This window comes from Amycolatopsis arida, from assembly GCF_900115565.1.
Lineage (GTDB): Bacteria > Actinomycetota > Actinomycetes > Mycobacteriales > Pseudonocardiaceae > Yuhushiella > Yuhushiella arida.
Map to the genome: position 1 here is coordinate 417978 of NZ_FOWW01000002.1, position 17752 is coordinate 435729.

The window sequence follows — 17752 nt, forward strand, 5'->3', positions numbered from 1 at the left end:
GAGGCAGGCATGTTCATCAGGGTGGAGGGGCTCATGGGACAAGGCTGGCGAGGTCGCGGCGGGCGGCAGCAGGCCGAGGTGCCGAGCGCGGACGACGCGGCGGCGTGGTTCGCCGGCCGGCTGCCCGACGGCTGGTTCACCGGCGCGCCCGAGGTGACCGTGGACCGCGAGGAGATCGTGCTGGTCGGTGAGCTGCCGCCGCTCACCGAGGAGTTCGCCGACGACGCCGCGCGGGCGGCGGCCGAGTCCGGGCGGATCAGCCGGTTCCGCGAGGAGACCCGGGAGCAGCGCATCGAGATCGCCCGGCAGGCCGAGCACCGCTACCGGCGCAAGGTCGCCTGGGGCGCGCGGATCGGTGACACCGAGGAGCTGTTCACGACGCTGTCGGTGCCGGTGATGACCCGGCTCCGGCAGCCGGAGCGGCGGGTGCTGGACACGCTGGTGGACGCCGGGGTGGCGCGGTCCCGGTCGGACGCGCTGGCGTGGGCGGTGCGGCTGGTCGGGCAGCACGCCGAGTCCTGGCTGGCCGAGCTGCGCGACGCGATGTCCACGGTGGACGAGCTGCGGGCGAAGGGTCCCGACCTGGGGTGACGCTCACGCCCACCGAGGTCAGCCGGCGAGCGCGGCGGTGAGCTCCTCGGTGCTGGTCACCGGCCGCTCGCACACGTACCCCCGGCACACGTACGCCGCCGGGTGACCGTCGACCAGCGAGCGGTCGGCGAGCAGCGGCACGCCCTCGGCCGCCGGCTCCCCGCCGAGCACCACCGCACCGCCGTGCGCCGACCGGGCCGCCGCGTGCAGCAGCTCGGCGCGGGCCGCGGCGTCCGGCCCCACCACGGCCACCTGCACCGGCCCGGCCCGCAGCGCCTCGGCCACCGCCAGCCAGTTCCCGGCGAACCGCGGCGCCCGCGCGGCCAGCATCCCGGCCCGGCGCACCGCCCGCTCGGCGGCGTCCCGGTACCGGCCGGCCCGCTCGGCGCCGGCCAGTGCCGACGCGGCGACCAGCGCGGCGGCCAGCGCCGACGCCCCGGCCGGCGTGGCGTTGTCCGTGGGGTCGGCCGGCCGGTGCACCAGGGCCTCGGCGTCGTCGGCCGTGTCGTGGTAGGCGCCTCGCACGTCCGCGGCGAACCGGTCCAGCGCCACGTCCAGCAGGTCGGTGGCCGCCCGCAGCCAGCGCGGCGCCCCGGTGGCCTGGTGCAGCGCGAGCAGCCCCTCGGCCAGGCACGCGTAGTCCTCGAGCACGCCGGCGGCGGGCCCGGCCTCCCCGTCCCGCGAGCCGCGCCGCAGCCGGCCGTCCACCAGGTGCCGGTGGAACAGCAGAGCCGCCGCGCCGGACGCCGCGGTGATCCACGCCGGACGGTCGAACGCGACACCGGCCTCGGCCAGCGCGGTGATCGCCAACCCGTTCCACGCTGCCACCACCTTGTCGTCCCGCGCCGGCTGCGGCCGCTGCCGGCGCGCGTCCAGCAGCGCCGCCCGCACTCGGCGCCAGCGGTCCTCGTCGTCGGGGTCGCGGAGCAGCCGCAACGTCGACGACCCGTGCTCGAACGTGCCCTCCTCGGTCACCCCGAACAGCTCCGCGGCCCAGGCGCCGTCGTCCGGCCCGAGCACCTCGACCAGCTGCGCCGGCGTCCACACGTAGGTCAGCCCTTCGACACCCTCGGTGTCGGCGTCCAGTGAGGCGGCGAAGCCACCCTCGGGAGTGCGCAGGTCGCGGAGCAGGAACTCCGCGGTCTCCTCGGTCACCCGCCGGGCCAGCGGCGACCCGGTCCGCCGGGCGAGGTGCGCGTAGGCCCGCAGCAGCAACGCGTTGTCGTAGAGCATCTTCTCGAAGTGCGGCACGACCCACCCGGCGTCCACCGAGTAGCGGGCGAACCCGCCGGCCAGCTGGTCGTAAATACCGCCCCGGGCCATCGCCTCCGCGCACTGCTCCACAAGAGACAATGCCGTCGCGGAGCCGGTGCGCTCGTGATGGCGCAGCAGGAACTCCAGCACCATCGACGGCGGGAACTTGGGCGCGTTGCCGAAGCCGCCGTTGCGCTCGTCGGCCTCCTCGGCCAGCTTCGCCACCGCCGCGGCCAGCGTCTCGTCGTCCACACCGGACTCGGGCAGCGGGCCGGTCTGCTCGGCGATGTGCGCGAGTACCTGCCCGGCACCCTCGCGCAGCTCGTCCTCCCGCTCGGCCCACGCCTCGGCCACCGCCACCAGCAGCTGCCGGAACGACGGGATGCCGTGCCGGGGCTCGGGCGGGTAGTAGGTACCGCAGTGGAACGGCTTGCCCTCCGGGGTGAGGAAGCAGGTCATCGGCCAACCGCCCTGCCCGGTCATCGCCTGGGTCGCGGTCATGTAGATCGCGTCGATGTCCGGGCGCTCCTCCCGGTCCACCTTGATGTTGACGAAGTGCGCGTTCATCAGCGCCGCGGTGCCGGAGTCCTCGAACGACTCGTGCGCCATCACGTGACACCAGTGGCAGGCCGCGTAGCCGACGGACAGCAGGATCGGCACGTTGCGCCGCCGGGCCTCGGCCAGCGCCTCGGGGCACCACGGCCACCAGTCCACCGGGTTGCCGGCGTGCTGGAGCAGGTACGGGCTCGTCGCGTCGCGCAGGCGGTTCATGTCCCCAGGGTGGCACGGGAAATCCGGGGGCGCCCGGCGCGCCCCTCCGGCACACTGGCGCCGTGCTGCTGACGATCACCACCACCCGCGAGCCGGCCACCGACCTGGGCTTCCTGCTGCACAAGCATCCGGACAACACCCGGTCGGTCGAGCTGCCGGCGGGCGTCGCGCACGTCTTCTTCCCGGAGGCGACGCCGCGGCGGTGCACCGCCGCGCTGCTGGTGGAGGTCGACCCGGTCGCGCTGGCCCGCGCCGAGCGCGGGGCGGGCCAGCGCGGCCCGGGACAGCGCTGGTGGGGGCAGTACGTCAGCTCCCGGCCGTACGCGGCCGGCTCACTGCTGGCCGTAGCGCTGCGCACGGTGTTCAGCACGGCGCGCGCCGGCCGGTGCGCGGCCCGGCCCGAGCTGGCCGGCACCCCGCTGCCGCTGGAGCTCGACGTGCCCGCGACCCCCGGCGACCCCGACCTGGCCCGCCGGCTGTTCGCGCCGCTCGGCTGGCGGGTCGAGGCGATCCCGGTGCCGTTGGACGAGCACGTCCCCGAGTGGGGCGCGGCCCGGCTGGTCCGCCTGCGACTGGCCGGCGAGCAGCGGCTGGCCGACGCGCTCAACCACCTCTACGTGCTGCTGCCCGTGCTCGACGGCGACAAGCACTACTGGGTCGGCGAGGACGAGGTCGACAAGTTGCTCCGCGCCGGCGGAGCGTGGCTGCCCGACCACCCCGAGCGCGAGCTCGTCACGAACACCTACCTCGCGCACCGCGGCCACCTGGTCGACACCGCGCTGTCCCGGCTGGCCGAGGCCGGCGACCCCGACCCGGTGGCCGAGCCGGCCGTCGGTGAGGAGTCCGAGACACCGCTGCGGGTGCGGCGCCAGGAGGCCGTGCTGGCCGCGCTGCGCGAGGCCGGCGCCCGCCGCGTGGTCGACCTCGGGTGCGGCGCCGGCGCGCTGCTCCGGTCGCTGCTGCGCGACCCGATGTTCACCGAGGTGGTCGGCGTCGACGTGGCGCCGCGCGCGCTGGAGCTGGCCGAGCGCCGGCTCGACGTCGACCGGCTGCCGGACTCCGTGCGCGCCCGGCTGCGGCTGCGCCAGTCCGCGCTGACCTACGTCGACCCGGCGCTGGCCGGGTACGACGCGGCGGTGCTGATGGAGGTGATCGAGCACGTCGACGAGCCGCGGCTGCCGGCGCTGGAGCACGCGGTGTTCGGCGCCGTCCGGCCCGACACGGTGGTGGTGACCACGCCGAACGCCGAGTACAACGTCCGGTTCCCCGGGCTGGCGGGGTTCCGGCACGAGGACCACCGCTTCGAGTGGGACCGCGCCCGGTTCGCCGAGTGGGCGCGCGGGGTGGCCGAGGCGCACGGGTACCGCGTCGCGTTCCGCCCGGTCGGCCCGGTCGACCCCGAGGTGGGCCCGCCCACCCAGCTCGCCATCTTCTCGAGGGAGACAACCGCCGCGAGGGAGGTGACCCCGTGAGGCTCGCGATCCCGGACATGTCGCTGGTGGCGCTGGTCGGCGCGTCCGGCTCGGGCAAGTCGACGTTCGCCCGCACCCACTTCGCGCCGACGCAGGTGCTGTCCAGCGACGTCTTCCGTGGCCTGGTCGCCGACGACGAGAACGACCAGTCCGCCACCGCGGACGCCTTCGACGCGCTGTTCCACGTCGCCGGCAAGCGCCTGGCCGCCGGCCGGCTGACGGTGATCGACGCGACCAACGTGCAGCGCGCGGCGCGGGCGGAGGTGGTGCGGCTGGCCAAGGAGCACGACGTGCTGCCCACCGCGATCGTGTTCGACCTGCCGGAGTCGGTGTGCGTGCGGCGCAACGCCGACCGGCCGGACCGCGACTTCGGCGCGCACGTCGTGCGCCGGCAGCGGGAGAGCCTGCGCCGGTCGCTGAAGTCGCTGCGGAAGGAGGGCTTCCGCAGGGTGCACGTGCTGCGCACCGAGCAGGAGGTGGCCGAGGCGGAGGTCGTGGTCGAGCCGCTGCGCAACGACCGCAGGGATCTCACCGGGCCCTTCGACGTCATCGGCGACGTGCACGGCTGCCGCGCCGAGCTCGAGCGGCTGCTCGGCGAGCTCGGCTACACGCTGCGCCGCGACGACCTCGGTCGCCCGGTCGGCGCGGTGCCGCCGGCGGGGCGCACCGCCGTGTTCGTCGGTGACCTGGTGGACCGCGGGCCGGACACGCCCGGGGTGCTGCGGCTGGTGATGGGCATGGTCGCCGAGGGTGCCGCGCTCGTGGTGTGCGGCAACCACGAGCAGAAGCTGGTGCGCGCGCTGCGCGGCCACGACGTGCGCACCGAGCACGGGCTGGCCGAGTCGCTCGACCAGCTCGCCCGCGAGGACGCCGACTTCCGCGCCGAGGTCGAGCGGTTCTGCGACGACCTGCTCGCCCACTACGTGCTGGACGGGGGCCGGCTGGTGGTGGCGCACGCCGGGCTGCCGGAGCGCTACCACGGCAGGGCCTCGGCGCGAGTGCGGGCGTTCGCGCTGTACGGCGACACCACCGGGGAGACCGACGAGTACGGGCTGCCGGTGCGTTACCCGTGGGCGCGCGACTACCGCGGCGCCGCGACCGTCCTGTACGGACATACGCCGATGCCGGAGGCGGAGTGGGTGAACCGGACGCTGTGCCTGGACACCGGGTGCGTGTTCGGCGGGACGCTCACCGCGCTGCGCTACCCGGAGCGCGAGATCGTCTCGGTGCCGGCCGAGCGGGTCTGGTACGAGCCGGTGCGACCGCTGAGGCCAGCGAGGCCGCCGGAGCGCGAGCCGGGCGTGCTGGAGCTGTCCGACGTGACCGGCAAGCGGGTGCTGCACACCCGGCACCACGGGCGGATCAGCGTGTCGGCCGAGCAGTCCGCCGCCGCGCTGGAGGTGATGAGCCGGTTCGCGCTGGACCCGCGCTGGCTGCTGTACCTGCCGCCGACGATGGCGCCGGCGTCCACCAGCAAGCGCGACGGGTACCTGGAGCACCCGGAGGAGGCGCTGCGAGAGTACCGGTCCGCCGGGGTGCGCGAGGTGGTGTGCGAGGAGAAGCACATGGGCTCGCGCGCGGTGCTGCTGGTGTGCCGGGACGACGGCGTGGCGCCGGCGCGGTTCGGGGTCGAGGGGCCGGGTGCGGTGCACACCCGCACCGGGCGGGCGTTCCTCGACCCGGCGCGCACCGCGGAGCTGCTCGGTCGGGTGCGATCGGCGGTGGAGGCCGCGGGCCTGTGGGCGGAGCTGGACACCGGCTGGCTGCTGCTGGACGCCGAGCTGATGCCGTGGAGCCTGAAGGCCGAGGCGTTGATCACCGACCAGTACGCGCCGGCCGGGGCGGCCGGTGAGGCCGTGCTGCCGGCCGCCGTGACGGCGCTGGAGGGCGCGGCCGCGCGCGGGGTCGACGTGGCCGCGCTGCTCGGCCGGACCCGCACCAGGGCCGCGGCGGTGGCCGACTACCGAGCGGTGTACCGGCGGTACCGGTGGCCGGTGACCGGGCTGCGCGGGATGCGGCTGGCACCGTTCCAGGTGCTCGCCGCGGAGGGCGCGACGTTCGAGACACGGCCGCACGCATGGCACCTCTCCGTGGCGGAGCGCCTGGTGGCGGCCGATCCCGCGCTGTTCACGCCGACCGCGACGCGCACCGTCGACACCGGCGACGACGAGCAGGTCGCGGCGGCGGTGCGGTGGTGGGAGGAGCACACCGCGGCCGGCGGCGAGGGCATGGTGGTGAAGCCGGCGGCCAACCTCACCCGCGACGGGCGGGGCCTGGTGCAGCCGGGGGTGAAGGTGCGGGGCCGGGAGTACCTGCGGCTGGTCTACGGGCCGGAGTACCCGCTGCACCTGGAGCGGCTGCGGGAGCGGGACCTGGGCCGCAAGCGGTCGCTGGCGCTGCGCGAGTACGCGCTGGGCCTGGAGGCGCTGGAGCGGGCCGCTCGCGGGGAGCCGCTGTGGCGGGTGCACGAGTGCGTGTTCGCCGTGCTGGCCCTGGAGTCCGACCCCGTCGACCCGCGGTTGTAGCGCCCCCGGCGACCGCGCGCGACCGGGCAGTCGTGCCCGCCGGTCGCCGGCTCGTCCTGGTGCTCGTGTTGCTCTGGTGCTCGTGTTGCTCTGGTGCTCGTGTTGCTCTGGTGCTCCGGGTCGCGCTGGTGCTACGTGTCGCGCTGGTGTCGCTCGGGGACGCGCTCGGCGGCACCCGTGGCCTGGCCGGAGCCCTCGGCGTCGCCGGCGTTCTCCTCGTCCCGCGCCTCCACGGGCTCCTGCCGGGCACCGGTGTCCGTGGACGTGCCCTCGTCCCGCTCGTCCTGCTTCTCCGGCTCGTCGAAGCTGGCCGGGAGCCGCTTGAGGTGCTTGGTCATCGAGCGGACCAGCAGCGCCACCGCGATCAGGAACAGGATGAGGATCAGCAGTCCGAGCGGCGAGGACTTGCCGAAGTCCGCACCCTGGCCACCGCCGTCCCCGCCGCCGGGCTGCTGCGCCAGCACGGCGGCACCGGTCGTCACCGGCACCGCGGCGATGGCCGGTACGGCGAAGCTCATGTGGTCACCTTCTTCACGTGTTCGGCGCCCGCCGCGGCAGGCGCCCGGGACCGAGACCCGACGCCGGCGCCCGGCCGCACCCGAACCACCGGCGAGCTCCCCACCATGATGCTCGGTGCGACCAGGGCCCACCACAGCGGGGGCGCGCTCGCCCGCGCGCTAACCCTCCTCCCGGATCCCGGCGAACAGGTCGTCCTCCGGCAGGGTGGTGTCCACCAGCGAGCGCACCAGCTCGTACTCCTCGGTCGGCCACAGCTTGCGCTGGACGTCCAGCGGCACGGCGAACCACCTGCTGTTCGGGTCGATCTGGGTGGCGTGCGCGCGCAGCGCGTCGTCGCGGACCTCGAAGTGGTCGGCGCACTCGACACGGGTGGTGACCCGCTCCATCACGTCCGCCTTGTCCTCGCCCCACTTCTCCAGCCACTCCGCGTACGGCGACTCCATGCCGGCGTCCACCAACGCCTCGTGGAACGCCTGCATCTTCGCCCGGGAGAACCCGTGCGAGTAGTACAGCTTCAGCGGCTGCCACGGCTCGCCCGCCTCCGGGTACGCCACCGGGTCGGCCGCGGCGTCGAACGCGGCGACCGAGACCTCGTGGCAACGGATGTGGTCCGGGTGCGGGTAGCCGCCGTTCTCGTCGTAGGTCACCACGACGTGCGGGCGGAACTCCCGCATCGCCTGAACCAGCGGCGCGGTGGCCTCCGCCAGCGGCAGGAGCGCGAAGCAGCCCTCCGGCAGCGGTGGCGGCGGGTCGCCCTCGGGCAACCCGGAGTCGACGAACCCCAGCCACCGGTGCCGCACGCCGAGGATCTTGGCGGCGCGCGCCATCTCCTCGCGCCGGATCTCGGTCATGTTCGCGCGCACCTCGGGCCGGTCCATCGCCGGGTTCAGCACGCTGCCCGCCTCGCCGCCGGTGCACGTGACCACCATGACGTCGTAGCCCTCCGCGACGTACTTCGCCATCGTGGCGGCACCCTTGCTGGACTCGTCGTCAGGGTGCGCGTGCACCGCCATCAGCCGCAGCCGCGTGTCCGGCCGCTCAGCCTCCGCCATCACCGCCAGTGGTCCCTTCCGTCCGTACCCGGACCCGCACGCCCCCAGCCGGGCACCGAGGCGGATACTCGACATCATCGAGGTCGTTCACACCCATTGTCCCCACGAGTACGACAAGACGGATCGGAGGCCCGGATTTTGCCCACCGGACGTCCGGCTCCCACCCAGGGCACGGCCCCGGCGGCCCCGCCCGAGGGCCGCTACGGCTCAACCCGGCGGCCCGGCCGGCGCACCGCCCGAGGGTGGCGTGTCTGGGTGCTGGCGCTGGTCGCGCTCGCCGTCGGCTCCACCGTGGCGTACGTGGGCTACCGCAACCTCGGGTCGGCGCCGATCGAGGCGCAGCGGGTCGCGTTCGCGGAGCGGCCGGGCAACGCCATGGAGATCACCCTTCAGGTGACCCGTGACGACCCCAGCCGGCCCGGCGTGTGCATCGTGCGGGTGCGTGACCTCAGCGGCGCCGAGAGCGGCCGCCGGGAGGTGCTCGTCCCACCTGGTGAGACGACGATCACCACGGTGATCGCCAGCATCGCGCGGCCGGTCACCGCGGACGTGTTCGGTTGCTCGTACGACGTTCCGGAGTATCTGTCAAGCCCCTAGCGGCCAACGGGGTGAACGGTGCGTCCAGCGCCGGGAAAAGGATTGCGTGGCCGTCGGGGACCGGGCATATCGTGTTATCCTGGTCTATCGGCACGGCCCCAGGCGGGCCGTGTTTTTCCATATGTCTGCCGCGCTGGCGAGCCATGCCCGCGCGGCAGCCGGCTTGTATACCCAAGACCGGCAGGCCCGAGGAGGAGATGGTGACCGTGAGCGACACCAAGGTGACCTGGTTGACCCAGGATGCCTACGACAGGCTCAAGCACGAGCTCGACGAGTTGATCGAGAATCGTCCGGTCATCGCCGCGAAGATCAACGCCAGCCGGGAAGAGGGCGACCTCAAGGAGAACGGGGGCTACCACGCCGCCCGGGAGGAGCAGGGCCAGCAGGAGGCGCGGATCCGACACCTCCAGGAGCTGCTGCGCACCGCCAAGGTCGGCGAGCCGCCCGCGAACGACGGCACGGCCGCGCCGGGCATGGTGCTCACCGTGCGCTACGACGGGGACGACGAGGAGGAGCAGTTCCTGCTCGCCACCCGCGAGGAGGGCGGCACGGGCCCCATGGAGGTCTACTCGCCCGACTCGCCGCTGGGCCGCGCGCTGCTCGGCGCCAAGGAAGGCGAGTCCAGGGAGTACGAGCTGCCCAACGGCGGCACGCAGAAGGTCACCCTCATCAAGGCGGTGCCCTACGGCGGCTGACGGACGTCCGACGGCCGTGCCAGGCCCGGTCGCGGGCGGCGATCGGGCCCGGCACGGCGTGAACGGCAGACTCATCCCGGGGGAGACACCGTGACTGACACCCCATACCCGATCTGCGTCACCTGTGGCACGCAGTACGCCGCGCCACGGTCGGACTGCCCGATCTGTGAGGACGAGCGGCAGTACGTCCCGGAGCACGGCCAGCAGTGGACCGACCTGGCCACCCTGCGCGCCGGCGAGCACACCGCGCGGATCGAGGAGCAGGGCGAGGGCCTGATCGGCGTCGGCTGCGACCCGCGGTTCGCCATCGGCCAGCGCGCGCTGCTGGTGCGCGCCGCCTCCGGCAACGTGCTGTGGGACTGCGTCGCCTACCTCGACGACGAGACCGTCACCAGGGTGACCGAGTTGGGCGGCATCTCCGCCATCGCGATCAGTCACCCGCACTACTACACCACCATGGTCGAGTGGAGCCGCGCGTTCGACGCGCCGATCCTGCTGCACGAGAAGGACCGGCGGTGGGTGGGTCGGCCGGACCCCGCGGTGCGGTTCTGGAGCGGGTCGAGCCACCGGCTCGCCGACGACCTGACGCTGCTCAACCTCGGCGTGCACTTCGCCGGCGGCACCGTGCTGCACTGGCCGGACGGCGAGCGTGGCGCGGGCGCGCTGCTCAGCGGCGACATCGTGCAGGTCATCCCCGACCGCGCGCACGTGGGGTTCATGTACAGCTACCCGAACCTGATCCCAGAGCGCCCGACCGTCGTGCGGGCCGCGGCGGAGATGCTGCGGCCGTACGAGTTCTCGGCGATCTACGGCGCGTGGTGGGACGCCGTGGTTCCCCGCGACGCCCACGAGGTGGTGCAGCGCTCGGCGAAGCGCTACCTGGACTTCGTCACCGGCTGACCAGCCCCACCTCACCGGCCCACCCGCGTACCGCAACCGCGAACACGCGGACACGAGCAGCAAACACACGGACGCGAACCGCAAACACGGCGACGGGAACCGCGAACACGCCGGGCAGCGCTGGTCAGGTGTCGAGGTCCACGCGGATGGTGAGAGGGTCGGTGCCGAGCAGGCGGACCAGCGCGCTGTTGAGGGTGGGCAATGTCCGCAGCCGGGCGCGGGCGTCGTCGTCGGGCAGGGGCGTGGCGGTCCCCGTGTACCAGTGGCCGCGCAGCTGCAACCGCACGGTCGGGTCGGCCACGATGTTGCGGACGTACTGGGACCGCGTGCCGTGCTCGGCGACGAACCAGAACGTGTCACCGTCGCGTCGCCCGCCCAACGGCGTCCGGCGCGGCAACCCGCTGCGGCGGCCGGTCGTCTCCAGCAGCGCCTGGCCCGGCAGGTGCCCCACGACGGGGCGCGCCACCGGATTCACCAGGTTCCGTTGGAACCAGCTGACCACGCGCTGCTTGCGCGGCATGTCCTGACTCATCGTGCCTCCCGCTCCTCGTCCACACCCCATTGTCCCGACCGGAACCGGCAGCGCGGGACCGGGTGGTGTCAGGACCGAACGGTGCCAGGATCGGGCGGTGTCAGGATCGGGCGGTGTCAGTCAGGATCGCGCGACGCGCTCCAGCAGCGGCCGGACCCGGGGCGGCACCGGGGTGGACAGCGCGATCGACGTGGACGTCCGCCGCACCCCGGGAACCCCGACGACCTCGTCGATCACGCGCTGCAGGTCGTCGTTGGACCGCGCCACCAGCCGCACGAACAGGTCACCCTGGCCGGTGGTGGCGTGCACCTCGCACACCTCGTCGATGGCGGCCAGCGCCCTCGCCACCTCGGCCCGCCGGCCCTGGGCGATCTCCAGCACGGCGAACGCGGTTAGCCCGTACCCCATCGCCGCGAGGTCCAACTCCGGCGGGAAGCCGGTGAGGATGCCCCTGGCGGCCAGCCGATCCAGCCGGGCCTGCACCGTGCCGCGGGCGACACCGAGCCGCCGCGCGCACTCGAGCACGCCCAGCCGGGGGGCGTCGGTGAGCAACAGCAGCAGCCTCGCGTCCAGCGCGTCCAGCGCGTCCTCCGGCACCCGTGACGTCACCCGTCCCACCTCCTGCGCACCCTGTCCAGTCTGCCTGGCGAAAACCCATCCCCGCTAGACACATTGCGCAGTGATTGTCGAGCCGGTTGCTCATCTTGCCCCGGGAAGCGCATTCTGTGCTCACCGCCGAGCACCGCCGCCATACCCGTAGGAGGAGACCGCCATGACCCACACGATCGACTCGCAGGGTGCCATGGACGACGTCAGCTACGACCAGCTGCGTCAACTCGTCGGACTCGTCGACCACGATCCGTCGACCGACCCGTTCCCGGTCAGGTCGCTGGACGCCGTCGTGTTCGTCGTCGGCAACGCGACCCAGACGGCCTGGTTCTACCAGGCGGCGTTCGGCATGCAGCTCGTCGCCTACTCCGGCCCGGAGACCGGCAACACCGACCACAAGTCGTTCGTGCTCAAGTCCGGCTCCGCCCGGTTCGTCATCAACGGCGGGGTGCGCCCCGACTCGCCGTTGCTCGACCACCACCGGCGGCACGGCGACGGCGTGGTCGACCTCGCCCTCGAGGTGTCCGATGTGGACAAGTGCGTCGCGCACGCGAGGGCGCAGGGCGCCACCGTGCTGGAGGAGCCGCACGACGTCTCCGACGAGCACGGCACCGTTCGGCTGGCCGCCATCGCCACCTACGGCGAGACCCGGCACACGCTGGTCGACCGCTCCCGCTACGCCGGCCCGTACCTGCCCGGCTACCAGGCCAGGGAGGGCACCGTGCGGCGGCCCGAGGGCGCGCCGAAGCGGCTGTTCCAGGCCGTCGACCACTGTGTCGGCAACGTCGAGCTCGGCAAGATGGACTACTGGGTGGACTTCTACCACCGGGTGATGGGCTTCGTGAACATGGCGGAGTTCGTCGGCGACGACATCGCCACCGAGTACTCGGCGCTGATGAGCAAGGTGGTGTCGAACGGCAACCACCGGGTGAAGTTCCCGCTCAACGAGCCGGCGATCGCGAAGAAGAAGTCGCAGATCGACGAGTACCTCGAGTTCTACGGCGGGCCCGGCTGCCAGCACATCGCGCTGGCCACCAACGACATCATCGCGACGGTGTCGGCCATGCGGGCCGCCGGCATCGAGTTCCTGGTCACCCCGGACTCGTACTACGACGACCCGGAGCTGCGCGCCCGGATCGGCGAGGTGCGGGTGCCGATCGAGACGCTCAAGGAGCACCGGATCCTCGTCGACCGGGACGAGGACGGCTACCTGCTGCAGATCTTCACCAAGCCGATCGGCGACCGGCCGACGGTGTTCTACGAGCTGATCGAGCGGCACGGCTCGCTGGGCTTCGGCAAGGGCAACTTCAAGGCCCTGTTCGAGGCCATCGAGCGCGAGCAGGCCCGCCGCGGCAACCTCTAGCCAGGCGTTGGGTCAGAGGACGGTGAAGCCGGCGCGTTGCAGTTCGGTGGCCACCTCGGCGCAGTGCTGCGAGCCGCGGGTCTCCAGGTTCAGCGCCACCTCGACCTCACCCAGCGCCAGCCGGCCGGAGATCCGCGAGTGCTCGACGTCCAGCACGTTCGCGCCCAGTTCGCTCACCCTGGTCAGCACCCCGGCCAGCGAGCCCGGCCGGTCCGGCACCAGCAGCCGCAGCTTCAGGTAGCGCCCGCCGGCGGTCATGCCGTGCTGGATGATCTGCAACAGCAGCAGCGGGTCCACGTTGCCGCCGGACAGCACGGCGACCACCGGTCCGGTGAACGCGCCGTCGTGCTCCAGCAGCGCCGCGACACCGGCCGCCCCCGCGGGCTCCACCACCAGCTTGCGCCGTTCCAGGCAGAGCAGCACCGCCCTGGACAGCGACTCCTCCGTCACCGTCAGCACGTCGTCGACCAGCGCGGACACGTGCGCGAAGCTCACCGGCCCCGGCCGGCCGACGGCGATCCCGTCGGCCATCGTCTGCAGGTCGGTGAGCCGCACCGGCTCGCCAGCGGCCAGCGACGGCGGGAACGCCGCCGCGGCCTCGGCCTGCACCCCGATCACCCGCACGTTCGGCCGCAACCCCTTGACGGCGCACGCCACCCCGCCGACCAGGCCACCGCCACCGGTGGGCACCAGCACCGTCCCGACGTCGGGGACCTGCTCGAGGATCTCCAGCCCGACCGTGCCCTGCCCGGCGATGATGTCCGGGTGGTCGAACGGGTGGATGAACACCGCGCCGGTGCGCTCGGCGAACGCGGTCGCCTCGGCCAGCGTCTCCTCGATCACCTCGCCGTGCAGGTGGACGTCGGCGCCGTAGCCGCGGGTGGCGGCCAGCTTGGGCAGCGGGGCCCGCTCCGGCATGAACACCGTGGCCTTGATCCCGAGCAGCGCGGCGGCCAGCGCGACGCCCTGGGCGTGGTTGCCGGCGCTGGCCGCGACCACCCCGCGCGAGCGCTCGGCCTCGCCGAGCCCGTGGATGCGGGTGTAGGCGCCGCGGATCTTGAAAGAGCCGGTGCGCTGCAGGTTCTCGCACTTGAGGTGAACCGGCGTTTCGTGCCGCTTCCGCAGGTCCCGCGCGTGCTCCATGGGCGTCCGGCGGACCACGTCGGCGAGCAGGGCGCGCGCCTCGCGGATCCGGTCGACGCTGACGAGTTGCATGCCCCGGATGATGCCACCCTGCCCAGGGGTTCGCGGCGCGGATACCGACGAAGCTCGGTCCCCCGCGGCGCCGCGACCCGGTAGGCTGGGCAGCACACCCCGTTCACACATCGTGGTTCGGCACGGGGTCGAGCCGCCCGACAGCGAACAGGAGCATCGGATGACCTCCCGCAGGATCCGCGCCTCGCGCACCGCCGGCGTGTTTCCGCTGCTCGTGGGGGTCACCTCGGCGCTGGCACTGACCGGGGCGGCGTTCTACACGGTGGAAAAGGCCGGCTGCGGCGACCCCGGCCAGTACGTCCGCCACGACAGCCACGTCGAGCTGGTCGGCGGCTGCGTCGACGGCGCGAAGCTGCCGCACACCGACCCGCGCGAGCCGAGCTCCGCCGGCCCCGCCGGTGCCGGCGGCGCACACAACTACCGCCCCTGATCCGGTCGCGACGGCACAGCCGCGAGCCGCTCGCTATCGCTGGTCCAGCGCCTGGCGGAGGTCGGCGACCAGGTCGGCGGCGTCCTCGATGCCCACGGACAGTCGCAGGAGCTGGGCCGGCACCTGCAGCAGCGACCCGACGACGCTGGCGTGGGTCATCCGGCCGGGGTGCTCGATCAGCGACTCGATGCCGCCGAGCGACTCGGCCAGGATGAACAGCCTCGTCCTGGCCGCGGCCGCCAACGCGGCCTCCTCGCCGTCGACGTGGTCGAACGACACCATGCCGCCGAACCGCCGCATCTGCTTGGCCGCCACGTCGTGCCCGGGGTGCTCGGCCAGGCCCGGGTAGTACACCTTGGCCACCTTGGGATGCGCCCGCAGCGCCTCGACCACACGCTCGGCGTTGTCGCAGTGCCGCTCCATCCGCACCGACAACGTCTTCATCCCGCGCAGGGTCAACCACGCGTCGAACGCGCCCGGTACCGCGCCGGCGGCGTTGCGCAGGAAGAACAGCTGCTCGCGCAGCTCGGCGGAGTCGGTGACCACCGCGCCGCCGACCACGTCGGAGTGCCCGCCGAGGTACTTGGTGGTGGAGTGCAGCACGACGTCCGCGCCGAGCGCCAGCGGGGTCTGCAGGTACGGCGTGGCGAAGGTGTTGTCGACCACCAGCCGGGCGCCGCCGTCCCGCGCGACGTCGGCCAGCGCCGCGATGTCGGCCACGCCGAGCAGCGGGTTGGTCGGCGTCTCGCACCACACCAGCTTGGTCTCCGGGCGCAGCGCGACCCGCACCTCGTCCACATCGGACAGGGCGGCGACGGAGTAGGTGACGCCCCAGTGGGTGAGCACCTTGTCGATCAGCCGGAACGTGCCGCCGTAGACGTCGTTGCCCAGCACCAGGTGGTCGCCGGGGCGCAGGGTGGCCCGCAGCACGGCGTCGGAGGCGGCCATCCCGGAGGCGAAGGCGAGGCAGTTCCGGCCGCCCTCCAGCGCGGCCAGCGCCTCCTCCAGTGCGGTGCGGGTGGGGTTCGCGGTGCGCGAGTACTCGTAGTCGCCCTCGCGGGTGCCGCCGACCCCGTCCTGCGCGTAGGTCGAGGTCTGGTAGATCGGCACGATCACCGCGCCGGTCCGCGGATCGGGCTCCTGCCCGACATGGATGGCGCGGGTGGTGAAGCCGAGCGTGGCGGGGTCGTCAACCATGCGCCCACCCTACGGCCGGGCGGTCACCAGCCGTCGCCGGGCGGGGGGTACGTGCTGGCCGGGCCCTCGGCCAGCCACCGACCGGTGGCGGGCACGGTCGCCAGGACCAACGTCGCCAGCGCGGGGACGCCGAGCAGCAACACCGCGGCGCCGACCAGCCGGGCATCGCCGACCGCCGTGCCGAACACGGCCGCCAGCACGTAGAGCAGCACGGCGAGCCCGCTGCCGGCGGCCACCAGCACCCGGCCGGCCGGTCGGCGAGTGAGCAGCAGCAGTGCGCCGCCGGCGAGCAGGGCCACCAGCACGACGTTGCCCACCAGCGTGGCGACCACCGCCGCGGTGGTGGCGCCGCGGGACAGCGCGAGCACCCCACCGACCACCCCGATCAGGTGGAACAGGGCACCGAGCAGGGCCAGCACGCCCGCGGCCACGGCGGTCGCGGGGGCGGCCGGTCCCGGCCGGCCGCTCACCGCCATGCCGGCGGCGGACCGTACGCGGTCGGTGCCGGCGCGCGGTGCCGCAGGTAGCGGAACGTCGGCGGCAGCACCGCCAGCAGCAACACCACCGGCGCGAACGCGAGGGTGCCGATGCGGCTGAGGCCGTCGACCCTGTCCCACTCGAGCACCAGCTCGAAGTAGAGCTCGTACGCCGTGTCCAGCAACACCGGCTCCAGCAGCACCGCGGCGACGCCGAGTACCGCGCCGACGATCAGCAGCACGGCGCCGACCACCACCCGGAAGAAGGTCAACAGCGATCCGAACAGCAAGAGGACCGTGGCGCCGAGGTACAGCCCGAGCGCGGCCAGCGCGCCACCCCCCTGCCGGTCCAGCCCGAACTCGACGAACACCCACACCGGGAGGTAACCGGCCAGTCCGGCGACCACCAGCCCGAGCAGGGCGGCGAGGATCGCCGTCGCCGGGTTGGGCCGCCGCGGCCCGCCGTGGTGGGCAGGGGCGCCGTAACCGGGCCCGGGGTAGCCCACGCCCGGTCCGGCCGCGGGATAGCCCTGGCCAGCGGCGACGTAGCCGTGCCCCGCGCTGGGATAACCCTGGCCGCCGCCGGGATGGCCCTGGCCGGCGCCAGGGTGGCCCTGACCGGGGCCGGGTTGGCCGGGATGAGCCGGGTGGCCGTACGGGTTGGTCACGGACTCCCCCACGAGCGCGCGGTGGTTCGGGTCGCGCCCACCTTAGCCGGGCCCGCCCGCGGAGCGCGTGTCGCCGGGATGGTCAGCTCGCCGGACCACCCGGCTGCCCGGAGGTCCCTGGCTGGGGCGTGCCGGGGTACGTGCCGAGCTGGCCGTAGGCACCGGGCTGGCCGTACCCGGTCGGCTGCGGGAACGGGCCGGACTGCGGGTAGCCGGGCGGCTGGGCCGGCTGGGTCGGCCCGCCCGCGGCCTGCCTGCCGTAGGCGCACCAGCGGCCGGTGGCCGGCACCGCGGCGAGGATCAGCGTCGCGATCGCCGGAACCGAGGTGATGATCGCGAAGATCACGGTGAACCCGATGGCGATGTCCGACGCGAGCTCCGCGTCCTGGCTGGACGTACCCGGGAGTGCCGACGTGACGTCGGCGGCGAGCGTCGAGCCGACGACCACGCTGGCGATGTTCAGCACGATCACCGCGGCGCAGCCGGCGACCACCAGCCAGCGGCCCGGCGACTTCTTCACGAACAGCAGCACGCCACCGGTGATCAACAACGCCACCACCACGAGCTGGGCGACGCCGGAGACGACACCGTAGGTCTGCGCCCAGTCCGGTACCGCGGTCTCGAGCGATCGCCGCTGCTCGGGAGTGATCGCCTCCTCGGCCAGCAGGGACTTCATCACCGAGACGATCGTGAACGACGAGATCGCGCTGTAGATCGCGAAGAGCCCGCCGAGCACGGCGAGCACGCCGGCGGTGATCGCGGTGCCACCGCTGGGCGGCCGCGCCGGGTCGATCTGCCCTGGCGCCGGCGGGAATCCGCTTGGCGCCGGGTACTGGGGGTAGCTCATCCGCGCTCCTGTCCTTCGTTCCAACACCGCGGGGAAAGG

Annotated in this window: 18 protein-coding genes; 8 read left to right on the plus strand and 10 right to left on the minus strand. The window is 73.7% G+C overall.

What is annotated here, in order from left to right; all coding sequences use genetic code 11:
• The first annotated feature begins 33 nt into the window (after positions 1-33).
• The gene (locus tag BM051_RS06790) at positions 34-591 is read left to right on the plus strand and encodes a hypothetical protein (protein ID WP_092529643.1); all 558 of its coding nucleotides are present in this window, start codon (positions 34-36) and stop codon (positions 589-591) included.
• Positions 592-609: 18 nt separating this feature from the next.
• Here the strand turns inward: BM051_RS06790 and BM051_RS06795 are convergent, their stop codons facing one another.
• Positions 610-2616, minus strand: a complete 2007-nt coding sequence (locus BM051_RS06795; protein ID WP_092529166.1) for a thioredoxin domain-containing protein — start codon at positions 2614-2616, stop codon at positions 610-612.
• Between the two features lie 62 nt (positions 2617-2678).
• Here BM051_RS06795 and BM051_RS06800 point away from each other — a divergent pair, with 62 nt between their 5' ends.
• Both BM051_RS06800 and BM051_RS06805 read left to right on the plus strand, forming a co-directional pair.
• The gene (locus tag BM051_RS06800; protein ID WP_092529167.1) at positions 2679-4088 is read left to right on the plus strand and encodes a 3' terminal RNA ribose 2'-O-methyltransferase Hen1; all 1410 of its coding nucleotides are present in this window, start codon (positions 2679-2681) and stop codon (positions 4086-4088) included.
• Entirely contained in the window at positions 4085-6613 is a 2529-nt protein-coding gene (locus BM051_RS06805) for a polynucleotide kinase-phosphatase (RefSeq protein ID WP_092529168.1), read from the plus strand. The genes BM051_RS06800 and BM051_RS06805 overlap by 4 nt, the downstream gene beginning before the upstream one ends.
• Positions 6614-6744: 131 nt before the next feature.
• On the opposite strand, the gene BM051_RS29695 is transcribed toward BM051_RS06805, so the two are convergent.
• Together BM051_RS29695 and mca are read right to left on the minus strand one after the other, a co-directional pair.
• A complete protein-coding gene (locus tag BM051_RS29695; protein ID WP_243859199.1) occupies positions 6745-7131 on the minus strand; it encodes a hypothetical protein in 387 nt (128 codons plus the stop codon).
• A 159-nt stretch (positions 7132-7290) separates the two neighbouring features.
• Complete coding sequence (gene mca, locus BM051_RS06815; protein WP_092529169.1) at positions 7291-8184, minus strand: mycothiol conjugate amidase Mca; 894 nt, start codon at positions 8182-8184, stop codon at positions 7291-7293.
• Positions 8185-8322: 138 nt separating this feature from the next.
• Here mca and BM051_RS06820 point away from each other — a divergent pair, with 138 nt between their 5' ends.
• The 3 genes from BM051_RS06820 (at position 8323) to BM051_RS06830 (ending at position 10376) form a co-directional block, all read left to right on the plus strand.
• Complete coding sequence (locus tag BM051_RS06820) at positions 8323-8781, plus strand: DUF4307 domain-containing protein (protein WP_092529170.1); 459 nt, start codon at positions 8323-8325, stop codon at positions 8779-8781.
• Positions 8782-8978: 197 nt separating this feature from the next.
• Positions 8979-9476, plus strand: coding sequence for a transcription elongation factor GreA (gene greA / locus BM051_RS06825; RefSeq protein ID WP_092529171.1), 498 nt, complete (start codon positions 8979-8981; stop codon positions 9474-9476).
• A 90-nt stretch (positions 9477-9566) separates the two neighbouring features.
• A complete protein-coding gene (locus BM051_RS06830) occupies positions 9567-10376 on the plus strand; it encodes an MBL fold metallo-hydrolase (protein ID WP_092529172.1) in 810 nt (269 codons plus the stop codon).
• Positions 10377-10500: 124 nt separating this feature from the next.
• Here the strand turns inward: BM051_RS06830 and BM051_RS06835 are convergent, their stop codons facing one another.
• Complete coding sequence (locus BM051_RS06835) at positions 10501-10908, minus strand: nitroreductase/quinone reductase family protein (RefSeq protein WP_092529173.1); 408 nt, start codon at positions 10906-10908, stop codon at positions 10501-10503.
• Between the two features lie 120 nt (positions 10909-11028).
• On the minus strand, positions 11029-11505 hold the full coding sequence (locus BM051_RS06840; protein ID WP_092529644.1) for an Lrp/AsnC family transcriptional regulator: 477 nt from the start codon (positions 11503-11505) through the stop codon (positions 11029-11031).
• Positions 11506-11680: 175 nt separating this feature from the next.
• Here BM051_RS06840 and hppD point away from each other — a divergent pair, with 175 nt between their 5' ends.
• Positions 11681-12880 (plus strand): 4-hydroxyphenylpyruvate dioxygenase, encoded by a 1200-nt coding sequence (gene hppD / locus BM051_RS06845; RefSeq protein ID WP_092529174.1) that lies wholly within the window; start codon positions 11681-11683, stop codon positions 12878-12880.
• 12 nt (positions 12881-12892) lie between these two features.
• Here hppD and ilvA read toward each other — a convergent pair whose 3' ends face one another.
• A complete protein-coding gene (gene ilvA / locus BM051_RS06850) occupies positions 12893-14095 on the minus strand; it encodes a threonine ammonia-lyase (protein ID WP_092529175.1) in 1203 nt (400 codons plus the stop codon).
• A 160-nt stretch (positions 14096-14255) separates the two neighbouring features.
• Between ilvA and BM051_RS06855 the strand changes: the two genes are divergently transcribed.
• Complete coding sequence (locus BM051_RS06855; protein ID WP_092529176.1) at positions 14256-14525, plus strand: hypothetical protein; 270 nt, start codon at positions 14256-14258, stop codon at positions 14523-14525.
• 33 nt (positions 14526-14558) lie between these two features.
• On the opposite strand, the gene BM051_RS06860 is transcribed toward BM051_RS06855, so the two are convergent.
• The 4 genes from BM051_RS06860 to BM051_RS06875 all read right to left on the minus strand — a co-directional run bounded on the left by BM051_RS06860 (position 14559) and on the right by BM051_RS06875 (position 17713).
• Positions 14559-15722, minus strand: coding sequence for a cystathionine gamma-synthase (locus BM051_RS06860; RefSeq protein ID WP_092529177.1), 1164 nt, complete (start codon positions 15720-15722; stop codon positions 14559-14561).
• Between the two features lie 23 nt (positions 15723-15745).
• Positions 15746-16198, minus strand: a complete 453-nt coding sequence (locus BM051_RS06865) for a hypothetical protein (protein ID WP_092529178.1) — start codon at positions 16196-16198, stop codon at positions 15746-15748.
• The gene (locus tag BM051_RS06870) at positions 16189-16866 is read right to left on the minus strand and encodes a hypothetical protein (protein WP_243859200.1); all 678 of its coding nucleotides are present in this window, start codon (positions 16864-16866) and stop codon (positions 16189-16191) included. Before BM051_RS06870 ends, BM051_RS06865 begins: the two co-directional genes overlap by 10 nt.
• A gap of 82 nt (positions 16867-16948) precedes the next feature.
• Positions 16949-17713, minus strand: a complete 765-nt coding sequence (locus BM051_RS06875) for a DUF4064 domain-containing protein (protein ID WP_092529180.1) — start codon at positions 17711-17713, stop codon at positions 16949-16951.
• Positions 17714-17752: the final 39 nt, after the last annotated feature.

Coding starts and splice junctions, on each gene's coding strand:
- BM051_RS06835 (WP_092529173.1), bottom strand. CDS start 10,908: ATGAGTCAGGACATGCCGCGCAAGCAGCGCGTGGTCAGCTGGTTCCAA.
- BM051_RS06790 (WP_092529643.1), top strand. CDS start 34: ATGGGACAAGGCTGGCGAGGTCGCGGCGGGCGGCAGCAGGCCGAGGTG.
- greA (WP_092529171.1), top strand. CDS start 8,979: ATGGTGACCGTGAGCGACACCAAGGTGACCTGGTTGACCCAGGATGCC.
- hppD (WP_092529174.1), top strand. CDS start 11,681: ATGACCCACACGATCGACTCGCAGGGTGCCATGGACGACGTCAGCTAC.
- BM051_RS06860 (WP_092529177.1), bottom strand. CDS start 15,722: ATGGTTGACGACCCCGCCACGCTCGGCTTCACCACCCGCGCCATCCAT.
- mca (WP_092529169.1), bottom strand. CDS start 8,184: ATGGCGGAGGCTGAGCGGCCGGACACGCGGCTGCGGCTGATGGCGGTG.
- ilvA (WP_092529175.1), bottom strand. CDS start 14,095: ATGCAACTCGTCAGCGTCGACCGGATCCGCGAGGCGCGCGCCCTGCTC.
- BM051_RS06855 (WP_092529176.1), top strand. CDS start 14,256: ATGACCTCCCGCAGGATCCGCGCCTCGCGCACCGCCGGCGTGTTTCCG.
- BM051_RS06865 (WP_092529178.1), bottom strand. CDS start 16,198: ATGGCGGTGAGCGGCCGGCCGGGACCGGCCGCCCCCGCGACCGCCGTG.
- BM051_RS29695 (WP_243859199.1), bottom strand. CDS start 7,131: ATGAGCTTCGCCGTACCGGCCATCGCCGCGGTGCCGGTGACGACCGGT.
- BM051_RS06875 (WP_092529180.1), bottom strand. CDS start 17,713: ATGAGCTACCCCCAGTACCCGGCGCCAAGCGGATTCCCGCCGGCGCCA.
- BM051_RS06795 (WP_092529166.1), bottom strand. CDS start 2,616: ATGAACCGCCTGCGCGACGCGACGAGCCCGTACCTGCTCCAGCACGCC.